The sequence below is a fragment of the Paracoccus sp. N5 genome (genome assembly GCF_000371965.1).
Lineage (GTDB): Bacteria > Pseudomonadota > Alphaproteobacteria > Rhodobacterales > Rhodobacteraceae > Paracoccus.
Window position 1 is genome coordinate 79,449 of record NZ_AQUO01000001.1, and the last position, 16,772, is coordinate 96,220.

The window sequence follows — 16,772 nt, forward strand, 5'->3', positions numbered from 1 at the left end:
AGCGGCTAAAAAAATCATGCCCCCGCCCTCGGCTGCACCACGGATTTCATGAGGCGGCTCATTTCGTCCTGTGTGGATTCGATCCGGCCCAGCAACGCCAGGATGGTGGCCTCGCCGAACTTGGCCGTGCGCGCGTCATCCGTCAGCCAGAGCTTGAGCAAACCGCCAAGACGGCCAAGGTCGCCGTTGACGCGCACCAGCTCGCGCACGTGCCGGTAGTCCATGACACCCTTGATCTGGTAGCCCTGGCCCACGTCGCGCAGATAGCGCGCCACGCTGACGCCCGCCCTCTTGGCGTTCGCCTCGATCTCGGCCCGCTCTTCGGGCAGGCAATAGACCTTGATGGGCGGGCTGCCCTTCCTCGTCACCTTGTTCTCGTTGACCTCCATCTTGGCGTCCTCATGTCGTTGCCGGCGGTCGCCGGATGCCTCGCAGAGCAGGATGCCCGTTGAGCGCCGTAGGCGCGAATAAGGGAAAGTGAAGAGGAACACTGCGCTTGCGCGGTGGGCCTACTTCACACATCCTGCCCGCATCACGGCGTTGATTACTCCACGGAAAGCATCTCGAATCTGTCGCTGTGCATGTGCTGTTGATGCGCTATCGACGTGGAACAGCGTGCCGAGAGTGCGGTAATGGCCAGAAAGGGCCAAGAACAGCGCGGCGACAGCGATAGGGTTGCGTATCGGCAGCGCATCGACTGCACACTGACAGCGATGCAATGCGGTCATCAGAGCACCGCCGCGTTGTCGAGCTGCTGGAAGATTTGGGTCTTCACGATCTTGAGGCGCTGCCGCGTCATGATCGTGAGCGCCGGATCAGCCAGGGCCTCGTCGAAGGTGCGACGCTCCTGGAGCATTTCCGAGAAATCGCGCCCGTAGGTTTCCGCCTTGAGGGTCGGAATCTGGATGATGGCCGACACGCGAGCCTTGTTGTCCGTGTACGCCTTCATCTTCTCGAAGCCCTTGCCTTCGCTTTCAATCGGCCCCCAATAGGGATTGAGCCAGACGACGAACGTGCATTCCGCCGGAAACTGCGCCGCGAGCTGGGCAAGTCCCATCAACGTGTCTTTGAATGCCTGGCCGCCGGTGACGACGGTATGCACCACAAGTTCGTGGCCCATGTCCTGGAGCATCGCCGGTACCTGATTCCCGATGAGGTAGCTGGATAGCGGCACGAACGAACTGGCCCCGTTGTCGATGATGACCTCGCCGTCCGCCGACGCGATCATTTCGACCAAGGCGTCGAAGGTGCGTGTATTGATCTCGTCGCCATCCATGATGTCGAGCCGGCGCACGCTCAGGGCTTTGTACCCCTCAAAGGTCGAATTGACCGGATCGGTGTCGATGCAAAGCGGCTTTGCGCCCTTACTTGCTTTGTACTGAGCAAGAGTCGCGGCAATCATCGATTTACCGACACCGCCCTTGCCTTGAAGAACCATGTGAATCTTGGTCATTAGATTAAGTCCTTATCTTCCATTCTTGGGTTGTAGTGAAAACTGGGAATTCCAACGGACTCGACTTTTCTCGGCTCATGAATCGGCTTGCTCTCGCGCTCATTGCTTCGCTTCACTGGCACCGGCTTGCTCTGCTCGGTCGGCGGGTTCGTGATGTGCCGGCGAACGTGTTTGAGAAATGTCTCGTACCGAAACGACACGCGCCCAGCTTCGTGCAGGTGTTCCCAGATGGTCTTGAGCGCGTAGCCAGCGGCGGTCGCTTCGATCACATCGGCACGCACGACCAGAAAGGCCGCCAGGGACTCCCTGCGCTTGGGCCTTGCGGCTTGGTCGCGCTGCGCAACCCAGGCGGCCAGCTCATCCCGAAAGCTCTTCGTCACCTCTCCGTCTACCTTGGATTCATCGACCATCACGTCACACCTCGTAGCCGTGCGAGCTGAAGACCTGCGCCATGAGGGTCGTCGCCCACGACCATAGGACCGGGACGGCGGGCCAATTCACTCGACAACTTGCGCGCCTCGATCCACGCCTCAACCTCGGCCAAGTCCCAAGCCACATTACGACTGGTAAGTGCGATGCGATGAGGGAACTCTCCTCGCTGCTCCATGTTGTAGATGGTGCGGTCTGACAGCGGGATCATCGCCAGCAGCTTCTTACGATTGATGAGTGTCTTGCCCTTCACCGACTCGGCAATGGCCAGGATTCCTTTCATGGCGATTCCTTTTTTTTGATTCGAGAGTGCCGATCACCGAGCTGTTGGCGTAGCAAAGCGAGATGTGCCAGTGCAGCTTCGCGTGCTTGCGGCGTCGATTGCTCTTGGCGACGCAGCTCCTCCGCAATCCGTGTTTGGACCGCAATGGCTTGCGATTCGAGCTTCCGTCGATAGTCCAGCGCGGCGGCTGGAACGAATTGCCCTTGCTTGGCACGCTCCACGAGTTTGCGCAGGAGTCCAAGCGGATGGCGAACAGCGCCTCTGTCGGCCAGGCCGGCAATTTCATCGAGCACGTTCTGTCGTTCTGCAACGGGGCAGTCTTGCAAGACTTGCTCGGCCGACGGCTGTGCACTGCCATCGAGAAGTGCTGGCCATTTCAGTTCGGCATGACCTACTACCTCCCGTCCCGTTCTCATGTCACGGGTAGTAGTAGGTTCAATAACGGTTCTTGGTGGTTGGGGTGCCATGGGTGTCACCCTTTTCCTACCACCCATGTCACCCTTTTCGGCTCTGCCTGACACCCTTTGGGGAAAGGGTGTCACTTTGTCGGGGTTAGTTATCCACAGAGGATTGATTCGATATTCGGTCGCTTTTCCTCGACCACCATCACCGTATCGAACCGTGAGCAACCAGCCCTTCTTGCGCATGCAGTCGAGATGGCGCTGCACTGATCGTTCACTCTGACGGGTTTTTCTTGCGATGTGAGCGACGCTTGGACGGATACCTGTTCCATCATCATGCGCGTGATCCGCATATGCGAGCGCGGTGAGAAGCTCCGAACCACCTTCCGGATAGTGCTCCCAGACGAGGCTCATCACCTTGATGCTCATGCGTGCATTAACCTTCATTCGACGCAGCTGGCGCCTCTATCAGGGCTGCAACTTCGCTTGCCCGAAAGTAGACGCGACGGCCAACCTTGCATCGCACTTTTCGCCATTGCTTGGCAAAATCAGACTGTCCCGTCATTGCAATTCGCAACCCGTCGGGACTTCTCTTCAAAAGGTCAGACAGATCAACAAGAGACAGCAAGGGCCCATACTTCTCGACCAGTTGTTTTTCGATGGACATGACGAAACTCCTCATTAATTCGCGTGCCTTCGTCTCTCTTCCTTTGGCTTCGCTTGCTGCCATTACATTGAGGAATCCCTCATGCGCAAAGACCAGAAATTGTTGAATTTTCGGCAAGAGGTTGGGAGTACGTCATCGAGCCGTGGCCGCCCGGCGCGTCACATCAGTGAGTGCTTTCGCACCATCGCCTGGTATCACTTCTTGGCTGCAGGTAGATCGGCAACAGACGTTGCTAACTTGACGCCTTTTGATGGCGTCGATCTCGTGACGATTTATCGGTATCGGCGCGGGCAACGATCGCCTAAGCCAGAATTCCTAGATGCTGATGACGAGTTCTTCGCAGCGGCTCGCAATGTGTATGAGATCGGGCCATTTAGGGTCCCTCTGTGGGACGCCATGTGGGGCAGTCTCACACCAGCCGATTTGCGAATGGCCGACAGATTGATGCCGGCCGGTGACTGGCCTCAAAGCCATCTCAGCGAGATGTTTTTTGATGACGCGATTCTTGCCCGCATCATTTACTTCCGAACGGTGGCAACCTGGGATTGGAAAGATGCGTTTACATCCGATCTGAAGGCATTTTCGACTGCATTGCGGGTGTTTCGAGCTTGGAACGTACTTGGCCAGGGCAATCCACTAGCCTTGCGTGTGCTTCTGGAAGGTGTGGCGGCCTTGCCTGGTGCTCGCGGCATCCTGGAGGAATATGGATTGACTCATCCCATACGGGAATGGATTGCCTCCCAGTTCGACACGACGCGAACTGCCGATGGGAAGCCAATCTATTGGGCCGCCTGGATGGTGGATGACGATGAATTCGAGCGTCATATGCGCTCGGCGGAAAGTCGGCGACTGCAGCTTCTTCACGGACTGAGGTCCACTCCAGAAGGCGCAGACTTTGACCAGGAAACGATGACGGATCGATCTACAGACGAGATCAAGCACTGAGGAACGAAAACGATTGAGAGCCGGAGGCGTTTTAGCCGCTAAAAAAAGGCCCCGACTTCGCAGATTGATGGGTGTTGTATGTTGTATGGCACTACAACATACAACATTTGGTGTTCTGCATGACATTGAAGACCACCTGGCCGACATGGAGCACCAAAGGATCGAGACGGATTGGAGGTACCGAAAGGCCTTCAAGGAGCATTGGTCGAACTCGCGAGGTTTCGGAGAACGCGGTGTGCGCGAGTACGTGAACAACCCCTTCTTGCGACTGGCTGACTCCTCCCCAAGCCAATACTTGGTACGTCGATGGGAGGGCCTAGCGGCCGCTACCCAAGACAATTACCGTCGGTCGAGAGTCGCTGCTCAAAAGTCGATCTCTGCTTAGCACAGTGATGGCCCATCGACCTCGGCAGGCCTCTTTTTTAGCGGCTAAAACGCCTTCCTTGCTGTCCATCCGTCGATCATGTCCGCCCAGTCCTGCAACATCGCCGTCCGCTGCTCGCGGTACTCAGCCTTGTTGTAGACGGCCCTGACGCCTCTCTGTTCGTGCGCCAGGCACTTCTCGATCCAGTCCGTGTTGTAGCCGGCCTCGTGCAACAACGTGCTGGCCGTGCGCCGCAAGTCATGCGGCCCGAACTTGGCGAGCGGCTTTCCTTCCTTCTGCGCCAGCCGATACGTCAGCGTCAGCACCTGGTTGAGCGTGGCGCTGCTCATGGGTAGGTCCGAGTCATACCGCGACGGCAGCACGTAGTCCGATCCACCGGCGAAGGTTTTCAGAGCAATGAAGATGTCCAGCGCCTGGCGGGACAGAAACACCAGGTGCGGATTGCGCCGCTTCATCCGCTCCTTCGGGATCGTCCAAAGCGCGTCGCTGAAATTGATCTCGCTCCAGGTCGCGTTGGTCAGCTCGCTCTTGCGCACCATCGTCAACAGCAGCAGCTTGGCCGCCGCCCGAATGGATGGCGCTGTGCCGATGCGCTCCATGTACTGGTACATCAGGCCGATCTCGTCGGGCGTCAGCGCACGGTCGCGCGGCTCGAATTTGGCTATGGACGTTGGGCGCACCAGCTCCGCCGGGTTCTCGACCTTCTGGCCGCGCTCGATGGCCCAGCGAAAGACCTGGAGCACCACCTCGCGGACATGCACGGCTGTCGCCGGCGCGCCGCGCTCGACGATGGCATCGGTCAGCGCGCGCAGGTCTTCGTGGGTGATCTCCACCAGCTTCTGATTGCCGAACTTCGGCTTCAGCTCGCGCTCGTAGACCGAGCGGCGCATGTCGCGGGTGGAGTCGGCCATCTGGTAGCCGCGCAGCCACTTTTCCGCCCAGGCCCCGAACGTCTCCGCGTCCTTAACGCGGGCCTTATCCCGCGCCTTCTCCTTGGCCGGTGACTTCCCGGCCGCGACCATCTTCTTGGCCTCGCCCAACCGCTCGCGGGCTTCCGCCAGGGTGATGCCGCCGACACCGTAGCGGCCGAAGGTGATGGTCTCCTGCCTACCGTGGATCGAGTAGTTGTAGCGGAACGAGATCGCTCCGGTGGCCGTGACGGCTACATAGAGGCCGTCACGGTCATTCACCTTGTAGAGCTTGTCCTTCGGCTTGAGGTTGCGCAGCTTGGTATCGGTCAGCATGGTTCTCGCCCTGATTCAGCTCAAATACCATGTTCCAAAAATCGGCCAATCCTGGCGTAAAACAACAACAAAATCATTGTGTTACGCCAACTCAATACCATGAACATCCGCAAGGTGGTTACATGGTATCGGCGACTTCTCATGGCATAGAAGCATTCAATGCCATTCATCATGCCATGAAAAAACGGTGCTTGGCGATGCCAAATGTTGCCAGGCGGTGCCGAACGCAATCACAAAAAATCCCGCAATGACGCGGGCTTAGGTGTGTTCTCGTGCGACTAGATGCCAGCCAGTGCCAGACGTCGAATCACTCCCACTCGATGGTGCCCGGCGGCTTCGAGGTAATGTCATAGGTGCAGCGGTTGATGCCCTTGACCTCGTTGATGATCCGCGTTGCGGTTTCGCCAAGGAACTCATGCGTGAAGGGATAGTAATCCGCGGTCATGCCATCGACCGAAGTCACCGCCCGCAGCGCACAGGCATAGTCATAGGTCCGGCCGTCGCCCATCACGCCGACGGTGCGCACCGGCAGGATGGCGACGAAAGCCTGCCAGATCTCGTCGTAGAGCCTGTGCCTGCGGATCTGGTCGATGAAGACCGCATCGGCCTTTCGCAGGATGTCGAGCTTGTCGCGGGTGATCTCGCCCGGGCAGCGGATGGCGAGGCCGGGGCCGGGGAACGGGTGGCGGCCGATGAACTTATCGGGCAGGCCCAACTCGCGGCCAAGCGCGCGAACCTCGTCCTTGAACAGCTCGCGCAGAGGCTCGACCAGCTTCAGGCCCATCTTCTCGGGCAGGCCGCCGACATTGTGGTGGCTCTTGATGGTGACCGAGGGGCCGCCGGAGAAGCTGACCGATTCGATCACGTCGGGATAGAGCGTGCCCTGGGCCAGGAATTCGGCGCCCTCGATCTCGTTGGCGTATTTCTGGAACACGTCGATGAACAGGCGCCCGATGGTCTTGCGCTTGACCTCGGGGTCCGAGACGCCCTCCAGTGCGCCGATGAACAGGTCGGCCTCGTCGGCATGGATCAGCGGGATGTTGTAGGTGTCGCGGAACATGGTCACGACTTCCTCGGCCTCGTTCAGCCGCAAGAGCCCGTGGTCGACGAAGACGCAGGTCAGCTGGTCGCCGATCGCCTCGTGGATCAGCACCGCCGCGACCGAGCTGTCGACGCCGCCGGACAGACCGCAGATGACGCGCTTGGTCCCGACCTGCTCGCGGATCTTGCGGATCGCCTCCTGGCGATAGCTGGCCATGGTCCAGTCGCCGGTGAAGCCGGCCATGCGCACGAAATTCTCGAGCATGCGGCGGCCGTGCGGGGTGTGGTGCACCTCGGGGTGGAACTGCACGGCGTAGAAGCCGCGCGATTCATCGGCAATCATGGCATAGGGGGCATTGGGCGAGGTGCCGATGACCTCGAAACCGGGGGCGAGCTGCGTCACCCGGTCGCCATGGCTCATCCAGACCTCCTCGCGGCCGGCCTCGAACAGGCCGGCGAAGATGCCGTCGCCCTTGTGCCCCTCGGCGGGCGCGATGAAGGCGCGGCCGTATTCGGCATGATGGCCGGATTCGACGCGGCCGCCCAGCTGCGCCATCATCACCTGCTGGCCGTAGCAAATGCCGAAGACGGGCACGCGCATCTCGAACACGGCCTGGGGGCAACGCGGCGAGCCCGCCTCGGTGACCGAGGCCGGGCCACCCGACAGGATCACCGCCTGCGGGGCGAAATCGTTCAGGAAGGCGTCGTCCACCGCGTTGAAGGGGTGGATTTCGCAATAGACGTTCAGTTCGCGCAGGCGCCGCGCGATAAGCTGCGTCACCTGGGAGCCGAAGTCGATGATGAGAAGGCGCTGATGCTGGGTCATGGCAAGGCTTTAGGCCGCGGCAATGCGCTTCGCAAGAGGGCTGTCGCATCGCCGGCCGCAGCGCCGCAGGGGTATTTTCGCAACAGAGAAGGCCGGCCGTCGCGCCGGAGCCGACAGTGCCGTCCAATCGGAACCAATCGCCTTCTTTGTTTTAGAAATACCCATGCCGGCCGTGCCGCCGGCACCGTCAGCGCCAGAGATGCCCCAGCGCCTCGACCGGATCGGGCTCGGACCAGATCTCGGGCCCGAGCGCGATGAAATCGCTGACCGGCGCCAGCTGGCCGATCAGCGCCGGCGTCAGCGCGCCTTCGGCCACCACCGGCGCCTCGATCATCTCGGACCACCATTGGAACAGGTCCAGCTCGGCCAGGGTGCCGTGGCCCAGCGCCGAGGCGCCGCAGGGGCCGAAGCTGACATAATCCGCCCCGGCTTCGGCCGCGTTCATGCCGTCGTGGCGCGAGGCGCCGCAGAAGGCGCCGACGATGGCGTCCTGGCCCAGCTCCTTCCTCGCATAGCGCACCGAGCGCGCGCCGTCGGTCAGGTGCACGCCATCGAGCCCGTGGCGCTGCGCCAGCGCGACGTGATCGTCGATCACCACCGCCACGTCGCGGGCATGGGCGATCTCGCGCGCGAGGTCCGCGATGCGGCCCAGCTCATCCTCGGAACCGGCGCCGGGGATGCGCAGGCAGGCCACCGGGAAGCGGTCCATGACATCGGCAAGCATCGGCCCCAGTGTCGAGGCCGCCGCGCCGACAGGGGTGATCAGATAGAGCTGCGGCGAATTCGGTTGGTCTGTCATGGCGCTGTCATCCTGAGGTTCGCCCCAGCAGATAGCGCAGCGCCGCGCGCCTTGCCAGTGCTTCCCGGGAAGGATATGGCCGCGCGCATGGAACCCGCGATCATTCTCGTGCGCCCGCAGATGGGCGAAAACATCGGCGCGGCGGCGCGCGCCATGCTGAATTTCGGCCTGACCGACATGCGCCTGGTGGCGCCGCGCGACGGCTGGCCCAATCCGCGCGCCGTGGCCATGGCCTCGGGGGCCGCCGGCCGGGTGCTGGACCGGGCGCGGGTGTTTGCGACCCTGGCCGAGGCCATGGCGGATGTCGATCATGCCTATGCCACCACCGCGCGCGGCCGCGAGCTGACCAAGCCCGTGCTGACCCCCGCCACCGCCATGGCCGATGCGCGGGCGCGCCATGCCCAGGGCGGCCGCACCGCGATCCTGTTCGGACCCGAGCGCGCGGGCCTGGAAAACGACGACGTGGCGCGGGCCAATGCCATCATCACCGTGCCGGTGAACCCGGATTTCCCCTCGCTGAACCTGGCGCAGGCGGTGCTGCTCAACGGCTATGAATGGGCGCGCGAGAGCCTGCCGCCCGAGCCCGCCCCACATGGCCGCCGCCCCGATGGCGAGGCGCCGGCCACCCGCATCGAGATCGAGAAGCTGGCCGACCATTACGAGGAGCGGCTCGAGGCCGCGGGCTTCTTCTTCCCGGCCGAGAAGGCGCCGGCGATGAAGCTGACGCTGCGCAACCTGTGGTCGCGGCTGCCGCTGACCCGGGCCGATACGCGCATCTTCCACGGCATGCTGCGCCAGCTGGTCCGGCGCGCAGATTGATTTCCGGGCGCGCCCGGGCCAAGGTCGCGCCTGTTCGAACAAGGAAGCTGACATGGCAAGACGCCCCGTCTTTCAGGAAGTCACCGAAACGAGCCCAAAGGCCACGCAGCCCTCGGGCGGCATGATCGATGCCGGCCATCGCGGCGCGCGCGGCGCGATCCGGCTGTGGCTGATCGTCATGTTCGTGCTGGTCGCGGCGATGATCGCGCTGGGGGGGGCCACGCGGCTGACCGGCTCGGGGCTGTCGATCACCGAGTGGAAGCCGGTGACCGGGGCGATCCCGCCGATGGATGCCGCCGCCTGGCAGGCCGAGTTCGACAAATACAAGCTGATCCCGCAATTCCAGCAGGTGAACCCAGACATGGACCTGGCGGGCTTCAAGCAGATCTACTGGTGGGAATGGTCGCACCGCCTGCTGGGCCGGCTGATCGGGCTGGTCTGGGCCGTGGGCTTCCTGGGCTTTCTGGCCGCCCGCCGCATCCCGACCGGCTGGGTGCCGCGGCTGCTGCTGCTGGGCGTGCTGGGCGGGGCGCAGGGCGCGATCGGCTGGTGGATGGTGCATTCGGGCCTGTCGGGCCAGATGGTGCGCGTGGCCTCCTATCGGCTGGCCCTGCACCTGGGGCTGGCCTTCGCGATCCTGGGCTTCATCGCCTGGTATGCCATGCAGCTCTCGCGGTCCGAGGCGGCGCTGCTGCGCGCCCGCCGCGCCGGCGAGGCGAAGCTGTTTTCCATGACCACCGGGCTGATGCACCTGGCCTTCGTGCAGATCCTGCTGGGCGCGCTGGTCGCGGGCATCGACGCCGGGCGCATGTATACCGGCTGGCCCACCATGGGCGGCGAGTGGATCCCGGCCGAGATCTGGGATGCCGCCCTGGGCTGGCGCAATTTCTTCGAGAACCCGGCGCTGGTGCAGTTCATCCACCGCATGGTGGGCTATCTGCTGGCCATCTTCGCGGTCGTGGTATTCCTGCGCGCCCGGCGCTCGCCGCATCCGCAGACGCGCGGTGCCTATCTCGCGATGATCGCGGCGGTGGCGGTGCAGGTGCTTCTGGGCATCATGAACGTGATCCATGCCGCGCCGCTGCCCTTGGCGCTGGCGCATCAGGGCATGGCCGTGGCACTCTTCACCCTGATCCTGCGCGCGCGCCACCATGCGCGCTATCCTTATGAAACCTCGGTCAGGGGAACCATCCGATGAGCGCCTTCGACGATCTTCTCGCCTTCCAGCGCCAGACCGAGGCGCTGTCCTCGGTCGCCGAACGGCTGGGCTGGGACCAGGAAACCGTGATGCCGCGCGGTGCGACCGAGCAGCGCAGCGAGGAGATGGCGGCGATGGAATCGGTGCTGCACGAGCGCCGCACCGATCCGCGCATCGGCGAATGGCTGGACCAGGCGGTGCCCGAGGACGATGAGGACGCCCGCATCATCGAGCTGATCGCCCGCGATTTCCGCCGCGCCTCGCGCATCCCGGCGCGGCTGGCGACGGAACTGGCGCGGCAGACCTCGCTGGCGCAGGGCGTCTGGGCCGAGGCCCGGGCCAAGGACGCGCCCGAGGAATTCCTGCCGGTGCTGGGCGACATCCTGATGCTGAAGCGCGAGGAGGCGGCGGCGCTGGCCGATGGCGGCGATCTTTACGACGCGCTCTTGGACGATTACGAGCCCGGCGCCACCCAAGCGCAGATCGCGCGGCTGTTCGACGCCATGCGCCCGCGCCTGGTCGCGCTGCGCGAGGACGTGCTGGGCGCCGACCACCAGCCCGAGCCGCTGACCGGGCATTTCCCGCAGGAAACCCAGCTGCGCCTGGCGCGGACCTGCGCCACCGCCTTCGGCTATGACTGGACCCGGGGCCGCATGGACATCGCCGTGCATCCCTTCAGTTCGGGACGCTGGCAGGACAGCCGCATCACCACGCGGGTGGTCGAGACCGACCCGTTCAACTGCCTTTATTCCACCATCCACGAGGTCGGCCATTCCAGCTATGAGCTGGGCATCGACCCCGATTATGCCTTCACGCCCCTGGGCCGCGGCGTCTCGATGGGCGCCCATGAAAGCCAGAGCCGGATCTACGAAAACCAGATCGGCCGCGGCCGCGCCTTCACCGGCTGGCTTTATCAGCGCATGTCGGATGCCTTCGGCGGGCTGTCGCTGCCCGATGCGGATGCCTTCCATGCGACGGTCAACCGGGTGACGCCGGGCTTCATCCGCACCGAATCCGACGAGGTGCAATACAACCTGCACATCATGCTGCGCTTCGACCTGGAACGCGACCTGATCGCCGGCCGGCTCGACACGCGCGACCTGGTCGAGGCCTGGAACACGCGCTTTCTCAACGATTTCGGCGTGGCCGTGGACCGGCCCGCCAATGGCGTCCTGCAGGACGTGCATTGGGCGGTCGGGCTTTTCGGCTATTTCCCGACCTATGCGCTGGGGAATGTCTATGCCGGCTGCCTGAATGCGGCCATGCGCGCCGCCGTCCCCGATCTCGACGCGGCGCTGGCGCGCGGCGAGGCGGATCCGGCGGTGGAATGGCTGCGCGAGACCATGCAGCGCCATGGCGGCCTTTATCCGCCGCGCGACCTGATCGAGCGCGCCACCGGCGCCGAGATCAGCGAGGCGCCGCTGCTGGACTATCTGGAAGAGAAATTCTCGGGCATCTACCGGCTTTGAGCTTGGATTCGGGTATTTGCAGAGCAAAGAAGCCGGGCGCGGTGCCCTGGTCTTCTTCGTTCTTCAAATACCCATTCAACGCTTCGACAGGCGCAGGTGGATGCCGTTCTTGCCCCGCAGCGTCAGGCGCATGACCGGCACGGGTCTTTCGGGTCCGGGTTCCAGCCGGTAGGTCCTGATCAGGGACGAGAGCAGCAGCGGCCCCTCGATCATGGCGAAGCCGGCGCCGGGGCAGGCGCGGGCGCCGGCCGAGAAGGGGATATAGGCGTCGCGCATGCAGGCCTTGCCGTTCTCGGTCTGCCAACGGTCGGGGTCGAAGCCGTCGGGATTGTCCCACAGCCGCTCATGGCGATGCAGGTGCCAGGGCGACAGGACCAGTTGCGCGCCCTTGGGGGCCTTGCGGTCGCGCAGGGTCTCGGCATGGGCGCATTGCCGCACCGTCATCGCGACCGGGGGATAAAGCCGCAGTGCCTCGCGGAAGACGGCGCGGGACAGCGGCAGGGCCTTGATGGCGGCGAAATCGGCGGTGAGGTTCTGGCGGGCCTCTTCGGCCAGACGGTCCTGCCAGTCGGGATGCTCGGCCAGCAGGTAGAGCGCCCAGGCCAGCGCCGAGGCGCCGGTTTCGTGCCCGGCCAGGAAGAAGGTCGCGACCTCGTCGACCATCTCGGCGGCGGTGAAGACCGCGCCGGTCTGGGGATCGGGCGTGGTCATGATCCGGGTCGCGAGGTCAGCGGGCGCGACGCCTTGGGCGATCAGCGCGGCGCGATCCGCCACCAGCTGCCGGATCAGGTCGCGGATGCGGCGGGCGCTGGCGCGGGTGCGGCTACTGTGCAGCCGCGCCCAGCGCGGCAGCGGCAGGAGGCCCCCGAGATTCACCATCGGTTGCGCGTCCTGGTGGTCGCGGAAGGACTGGAACACGCCGGCGGCGATGCGGTCCTCGATCGGGATCGAGAACAGGGTGCGGAAGATCACGTCGGCGGCGATGTGGCTGGTCAGCGGCTCGATGTCCACATCCGCGCCGTCGGCCAGCGGTGCCAGCCGGGCCACGCCGGATTGCGCCGCGTCCCACATGGCGGCGAAGGATTCGCGCAGCCTGCCGCCCTCGAAGGCCTGGTCGATGATGCGGCGCTGGTGCTGCCAGGTCGCGCCGTTCGAGATGAAGCTGGAATTGCCCAAGAGCGGTTGCAGACCGGCCGCCATGCGCGGCGATTTCGGGAAATCCATCGGCCGCTGCTTCAGGATCAGGTCGATCAGCTTGGGGTCGTTGCAGGTGAAGCTGCGGATGAAGGGGGCGCGGAACTCGGCCATCCAGGCGCGATAGAGCCGGTCGGACTGCGCCGAGAGGATGTCCTGGCGGAAATCGCGCAGGAAGCGCCAGAGCGAGGGCTTGCCCGGGCGCGAGGCGGGTTTCGGCGGGATCATGTCGCGGTGAAGCCGTTGACCGGCCGGGCGATGCGGCCCGGCGAATGGTCGCGGCCGGCGAAGCGCGCGCCAAGCGGCAGCGGCCCGGCGGTGATGGCGAAATAATCGTAGTCGCCGGGGCGGTCGAAGGCGCAGAGATACTGGAAATGCAGCCGGAACCAGCGCCCGCGCAGGCTGCGGCGCTTTTCCGGGGAAAGCGTCCGGGTGAAGGCGGCCGAGAGCACCAGCGGCTGCCGGCGCTCGGGCGGCGCGACGCCCGAGACCGCGACCGGGTCGCAGAGCCCGAAGCAGCAGGCGTCGCCCGGCGCGGTCACATCGACCCAGTCGAGTTCGGGCCGCGCCGAGAGATAGGCGAGATCCGCCCGCAGCCGGTTCGCGCGCGGCAGGAAAGCGGCCATCGGCACGACATGGCCCAGCGACAGGTAGGAGAGACGCGCCCCCGCCGGCACCCGGCCGGAACGGATCAGGTCCGAGAGCACCGAGACGCCCAGGTAGGCGCCGGAGCTGTGGCCGACGACCAGCACCTCGTCCCAATCGCCCGCCAGCACCTCGGCGATGCGGTCGGCGAATTGCGCCAGCCGCGCCTCGAGCGCCGGGGGATAGGCGCCGCCCCCCTGGGCGGTAAAGGCGTAGTCGTGCATCAGGTAATAGGCGAAGATCTTGCCGTCGAGCCGTCGCCACAGGTGCAGCCCGGCCCAGGCCACCGCCAGCGTGACCGGCAGCGCCAGCCCCATCACGCCGGTCAGCCGGCCGACGAGCCAGCCGAAGGCCGCGCCGACCAGCAGCGCCACGGCCAGTTGCGCCAGCAGCACCACCACCGGATAAAGCGCCGCGATCACCGGGCCGCGGCGCAGCCGCATCAGCCGGAACAGCGCCCCCGAGCCGATATAGACCCAGGCGGTGCGGCAAAGCTGGCCATAGGTCGCGGCGATCGACTGCCCCATCGAGCCCTGCACGATGTCGGCCCAGACCAGCACCTCGAACTCGGCCTCGGCCCGCGCGCCGCCGAAATCGCCCGCGACGCCCCAGCCGAAGCCCTTGCGGTCGCGGCGCGGGCCGAAACCCAGCCGATAGCCCGAGATCCGCGCCTGCTCGGCCCCCTCGCGCTTGTAAAGCTCGCGGTAGCGGCGCGGCGGGATCGGGTCATAGCCGGGGATGTAGAGGACGCGGCGGCGAAAGGGGCGGGTCATGTCACGGCGGTTGTTTTGCCGGTGCAGCATAACCCATCCGGGCGAGCGGGCAAGTCGCGAGCCGTCAGGTCAGGCCACGCCCCAGCGGCGCTCCAGTGTCTCGATGGCGGCGATGCGGGCGGCGGTCGGGGGGTGCGAGAGCAGCCAGGCCGGTGCCGTGCCGCGGCCGCCGGCCAGCCCGTCGAGCTTGCGGAACAGGCTTTTCTGCGGGTCGGTGCCGAAGCCCGCCTTGACCATCAGGGCGCTGGCGAAGGCGTCGGCCTCGAATTCGTCCTGGCGCGACAGGCGGGCGGCGACGGCTGCGGCGACCAGATTGGCGATCCAGCCGCCGATGCCGGGCAGGAAGCGGCCCAGCACGCCCGCCAGCGCCATGCGGATGGCGTTCTGGCCGGCGAAGTCGATCATCCGGCGCCGGGAATGGCCCAGCGAGACATGGCCCAGCTCATGCGCGATCACCGAGGCGAGCTCGGCCTCGGTCACGCGGCCTTCGTCCAACTTGTCGAGGAAACCGCGGGTCAGAAAGATGCGCCCGTCCGGCACCGCCATGCCGTTCACCGGCGCCACCTCATAGACATGGGCGCGGATCGGCGGCAGGTCCATGGCGCGGCCCAGCCGCTCGAGCATCGGCGTCAGGCGCGGATGGGTCAGCGGGGTCGAGCGGGTGTTGAGCTCGGCCTTGAGCCGCCACATGGAAAAGAACCACATCGCGGCCATGTAAAGGATGATGAGCAGGATCGGGGCATAGCGCAGCATGGCCCCAATATGGGCCCGCTTTTGCGGTTCGCCAAGCATAGGTGTCGTCGCGCGGACGGTGAGCCAAGCGCCGGCATGGCGCGCCTAGCCGAGCAGGCGCATGGCCTGGGTCAGCCCCTCGAGCGTCAGGGGCTGCATGCGGTCCTCGAAGATCTCGCGGATCATGGCGATGGAGCGGGTATGGGTCCAATGCGGGCGCGGCACCGGGTTCAGCCAGACATGGTCGGGCCAGGTCTCGCGCAGGCGGCGGAGCCAGGTTTCACCCGATTCGGGGTTCCAGTGCTCGTTGGCGCCGCCGGGCACTGCGATCTCATAGGGCGACATCGAGGCATCGCCGACGAAGATCGCCTTGTAGTCGCGGCCGAAGCGGTTGACGACCTCCCAGGTCGGCGTGGTCTCGGTCCAGCGGCGGCGGTTGTCCTTCCACAGCGCCTCGTAGACGCAATTGTGGAAATAGAAATGCTCCAGGTGCTTGAACTCGGCGCGGGCGGCCGAGAACAGCTCGTCCACCAGCCGGGAATGGTCGTCCATGCTGCCGCCGGCGTCGAGGAACAGCAGCACCTTCACGGCATTGTGCCGCTCGGGCCGGGTCTGGACGTCGATATAGCCGTGCTCGGCGCTGGCGCGGATGGTGCCGGGCAGGTCCAGCTCTTCCAGCGCGCCGTGCCGGGCCCATTGCCGCAGCCGCTTCAGCGCCACCTTGATGTTGCGGGTGCCGAGCTCGACCGAATCGTCGAAGTCGCGGAACTCGCGCTTGTCCCAGACCTTGACGGCGCGGCGGTGGCGGCTCTCGGCCTGGCCGATGCGCACGCCCTCGGGGTTGTAGCCATAGGCGCCGAAGGGCGAGGTGCCGGCGGTGCCGATCCATTTGTTGCCGCCCTGGTGGCGGCCCTGCTGCTCGGCCAGCCGCTCGCGCAGCCGCTTCATCAGCTCCTCGAAGGAACCGGCGCCCTCGACGGCGGCGCGTTCCTCGGGTGTCAGCAGCTTCTCGGCCAGCTTTTCCAGCCATTCGCGGGGAATCGAAACCTGATCGACCAGCGATTCGATGGGGATTTCGTCGAGCCCGGCGAAGGCTTCGGCAAAGGCGCGGTCGAATCGGTCGATGTGGCTTTCATTCTTGACCAGCGTGGCGCGGGCCAGGTGATAGAAGCCCTCGGGCGACCAGTCCGACAGCCCCGCCTTCAGCCCGGCCAGCAGGTCCAGGTATTCGCGCAGGCTGACCGGAACTCCGTGCCGTCGCAGGCTGTCGAGAAAGGGCCGGAACATCAGCCCATCCGGCTGAGGAGCACGGTCAGGAACAGCCCGGCGACGGTCAGCGCCAGGCCGTGCGCGGCGGCATATTGCAGCTTGTCGGCCGTGCCGCCGCCGGCTTTCGCGGCGCGGATCCAGCCGATCGCTGCGCCAAGGATGAATGCGGCGATCACGATCATGGGGCCGGCATAGCCCCG

Annotated in this window: 18 protein-coding genes; 4 read left to right on the forward strand and 14 right to left on the reverse strand. The window is 65.1% G+C overall.

The features are described 5' to 3' along the window. Positions 1-14 precede the first annotated feature (14 nt). From traJ to PARN5_RS23915, 6 genes are all read right to left on the reverse strand, one after another. The gene (gene traJ, locus PARN5_RS0100400) at positions 15-389 is read right to left on the reverse strand and encodes a conjugal transfer transcriptional regulator TraJ (RefSeq protein WP_017997823.1); all 375 of its coding nucleotides are present in this window, start codon (positions 387-389) and stop codon (positions 15-17) included. Positions 390-727: 338 nt separating this feature from the next. Further along, complete coding sequence (locus PARN5_RS0100405; RefSeq protein WP_017997824.1) at positions 728-1,453, reverse strand: ArsA-related P-loop ATPase; 726 nt, start codon at positions 1,451-1,453, stop codon at positions 728-730. Beyond that, the gene (locus tag PARN5_RS22760) at positions 1,453-1,863 is read right to left on the reverse strand and encodes a TraK family protein (RefSeq protein WP_017997825.1); all 411 of its coding nucleotides are present in this window, start codon (positions 1,861-1,863) and stop codon (positions 1,453-1,455) included. Before PARN5_RS22760 ends, PARN5_RS0100405 begins: the two co-directional genes overlap by 1 nt. After that, positions 1,863-2,165: an AlpA family phage regulatory protein gene (locus tag PARN5_RS21365; protein ID WP_017997826.1), complete on the reverse strand. Its 303-nt coding sequence runs from the start codon at positions 2,163-2,165 to the stop codon at positions 1,863-1,865. Before PARN5_RS21365 ends, PARN5_RS22760 begins: the two co-directional genes overlap by 1 nt. Beyond that, complete coding sequence (locus PARN5_RS23910; protein ID WP_157403884.1) at positions 2,162-2,995, reverse strand: hypothetical protein; 834 nt, start codon at positions 2,993-2,995, stop codon at positions 2,162-2,164. Before PARN5_RS23910 ends, PARN5_RS21365 begins: the two co-directional genes overlap by 4 nt. 7 nt (positions 2,996-3,002) lie before the next feature. After that, entirely contained in the window at positions 3,003-3,233 is a 231-nt protein-coding gene (locus tag PARN5_RS23915) for a DNA-binding protein (RefSeq protein ID WP_157403885.1), read from the reverse strand. Between the two features lie 81 nt (positions 3,234-3,314). Between PARN5_RS23915 and PARN5_RS23920 the strand changes: the two genes are divergently transcribed. Beyond that, a complete protein-coding gene (locus PARN5_RS23920; RefSeq protein ID WP_157403886.1) occupies positions 3,315-4,178 on the forward strand; it encodes a hypothetical protein in 864 nt (287 codons plus the stop codon). A gap of 429 nt (positions 4,179-4,607) precedes the next feature. Here PARN5_RS23920 and PARN5_RS0100425 read toward each other — a convergent pair whose 3' ends face one another. The 3 genes from PARN5_RS0100425 to PARN5_RS0100435 all read right to left on the reverse strand — a co-directional run bounded on the left by PARN5_RS0100425 (position 4,608) and on the right by PARN5_RS0100435 (position 8,473). Further along, positions 4,608-5,807: a site-specific integrase gene (locus PARN5_RS0100425; protein WP_017997828.1), complete on the reverse strand. Its 1,200-nt coding sequence runs from the start codon at positions 5,805-5,807 to the stop codon at positions 4,608-4,610. Positions 5,808-6,114: 307 nt separating this feature from the next. Beyond that, on the reverse strand, positions 6,115-7,674 hold the full coding sequence (gene guaA, locus PARN5_RS0100430) for a glutamine-hydrolyzing GMP synthase (protein WP_017997829.1): 1,560 nt from the start codon (positions 7,672-7,674) through the stop codon (positions 6,115-6,117). A 187-nt stretch (positions 7,675-7,861) separates the two neighbouring features. After that, a complete protein-coding gene (locus tag PARN5_RS0100435) occupies positions 7,862-8,473 on the reverse strand; it encodes a thiamine phosphate synthase (RefSeq protein WP_017997830.1) in 612 nt (203 codons plus the stop codon). A 75-nt stretch (positions 8,474-8,548) separates the two neighbouring features. On the opposite strand from PARN5_RS0100435, the gene PARN5_RS0100440 reads away from it, so the two are divergent. Genes PARN5_RS0100440 through PARN5_RS0100450 form a run of 3 tightly spaced genes read left to right on the forward strand, consistent with a single transcriptional unit; the run spans position 8,549 to position 11,959 of the window. After that, a complete protein-coding gene (locus tag PARN5_RS0100440) occupies positions 8,549-9,292 on the forward strand; it encodes an RNA methyltransferase (protein ID WP_017997831.1) in 744 nt (247 codons plus the stop codon). Between the two features lie 52 nt (positions 9,293-9,344). Beyond that, a complete protein-coding gene (ctaA, locus tag PARN5_RS0100445) occupies positions 9,345-10,490 on the forward strand; it encodes a heme A synthase (protein ID WP_026155059.1) in 1,146 nt (381 codons plus the stop codon). Further along, positions 10,487-11,959 (forward strand): carboxypeptidase M32, encoded by a 1,473-nt coding sequence (locus tag PARN5_RS0100450; RefSeq protein ID WP_017997833.1) that lies wholly within the window; start codon positions 10,487-10,489, stop codon positions 11,957-11,959. The genes ctaA and PARN5_RS0100450 overlap by 4 nt, the downstream gene beginning before the upstream one ends. Positions 11,960-12,034: 75 nt before the next feature. Here PARN5_RS0100450 and PARN5_RS0100455 read toward each other — a convergent pair whose 3' ends face one another. From PARN5_RS0100455 to PARN5_RS24440, 5 genes are all read right to left on the reverse strand, one after another. Next, positions 12,035-13,381, reverse strand: a complete 1,347-nt coding sequence (locus PARN5_RS0100455) for a cytochrome P450 (protein ID WP_017997834.1) — start codon at positions 13,379-13,381, stop codon at positions 12,035-12,037. Continuing rightward, positions 13,378-14,571, reverse strand: coding sequence for a hypothetical protein (locus PARN5_RS0100460; RefSeq protein WP_026155060.1), 1,194 nt, complete (start codon positions 14,569-14,571; stop codon positions 13,378-13,380). The genes PARN5_RS0100455 and PARN5_RS0100460 overlap by 4 nt, the downstream gene beginning before the upstream one ends. A 69-nt stretch (positions 14,572-14,640) precedes the next feature. Then, a complete protein-coding gene (locus PARN5_RS0100465) occupies positions 14,641-15,324 on the reverse strand; it encodes a M48 family metallopeptidase (protein WP_017997836.1) in 684 nt (227 codons plus the stop codon). An 84-nt stretch (positions 15,325-15,408) separates the two neighbouring features. Next, positions 15,409-16,590 (reverse strand): VWA domain-containing protein, encoded by a 1,182-nt coding sequence (locus PARN5_RS0100470; protein ID WP_017997837.1) that lies wholly within the window; start codon positions 16,588-16,590, stop codon positions 15,409-15,411. Then, complete coding sequence (locus PARN5_RS24440) at positions 16,590-16,754, reverse strand: hypothetical protein (RefSeq protein ID WP_198289558.1); 165 nt, start codon at positions 16,752-16,754, stop codon at positions 16,590-16,592. The genes PARN5_RS0100470 and PARN5_RS24440 overlap by 1 nt, the downstream gene beginning before the upstream one ends. Positions 16,755-16,772: the final 18 nt, after the last annotated feature.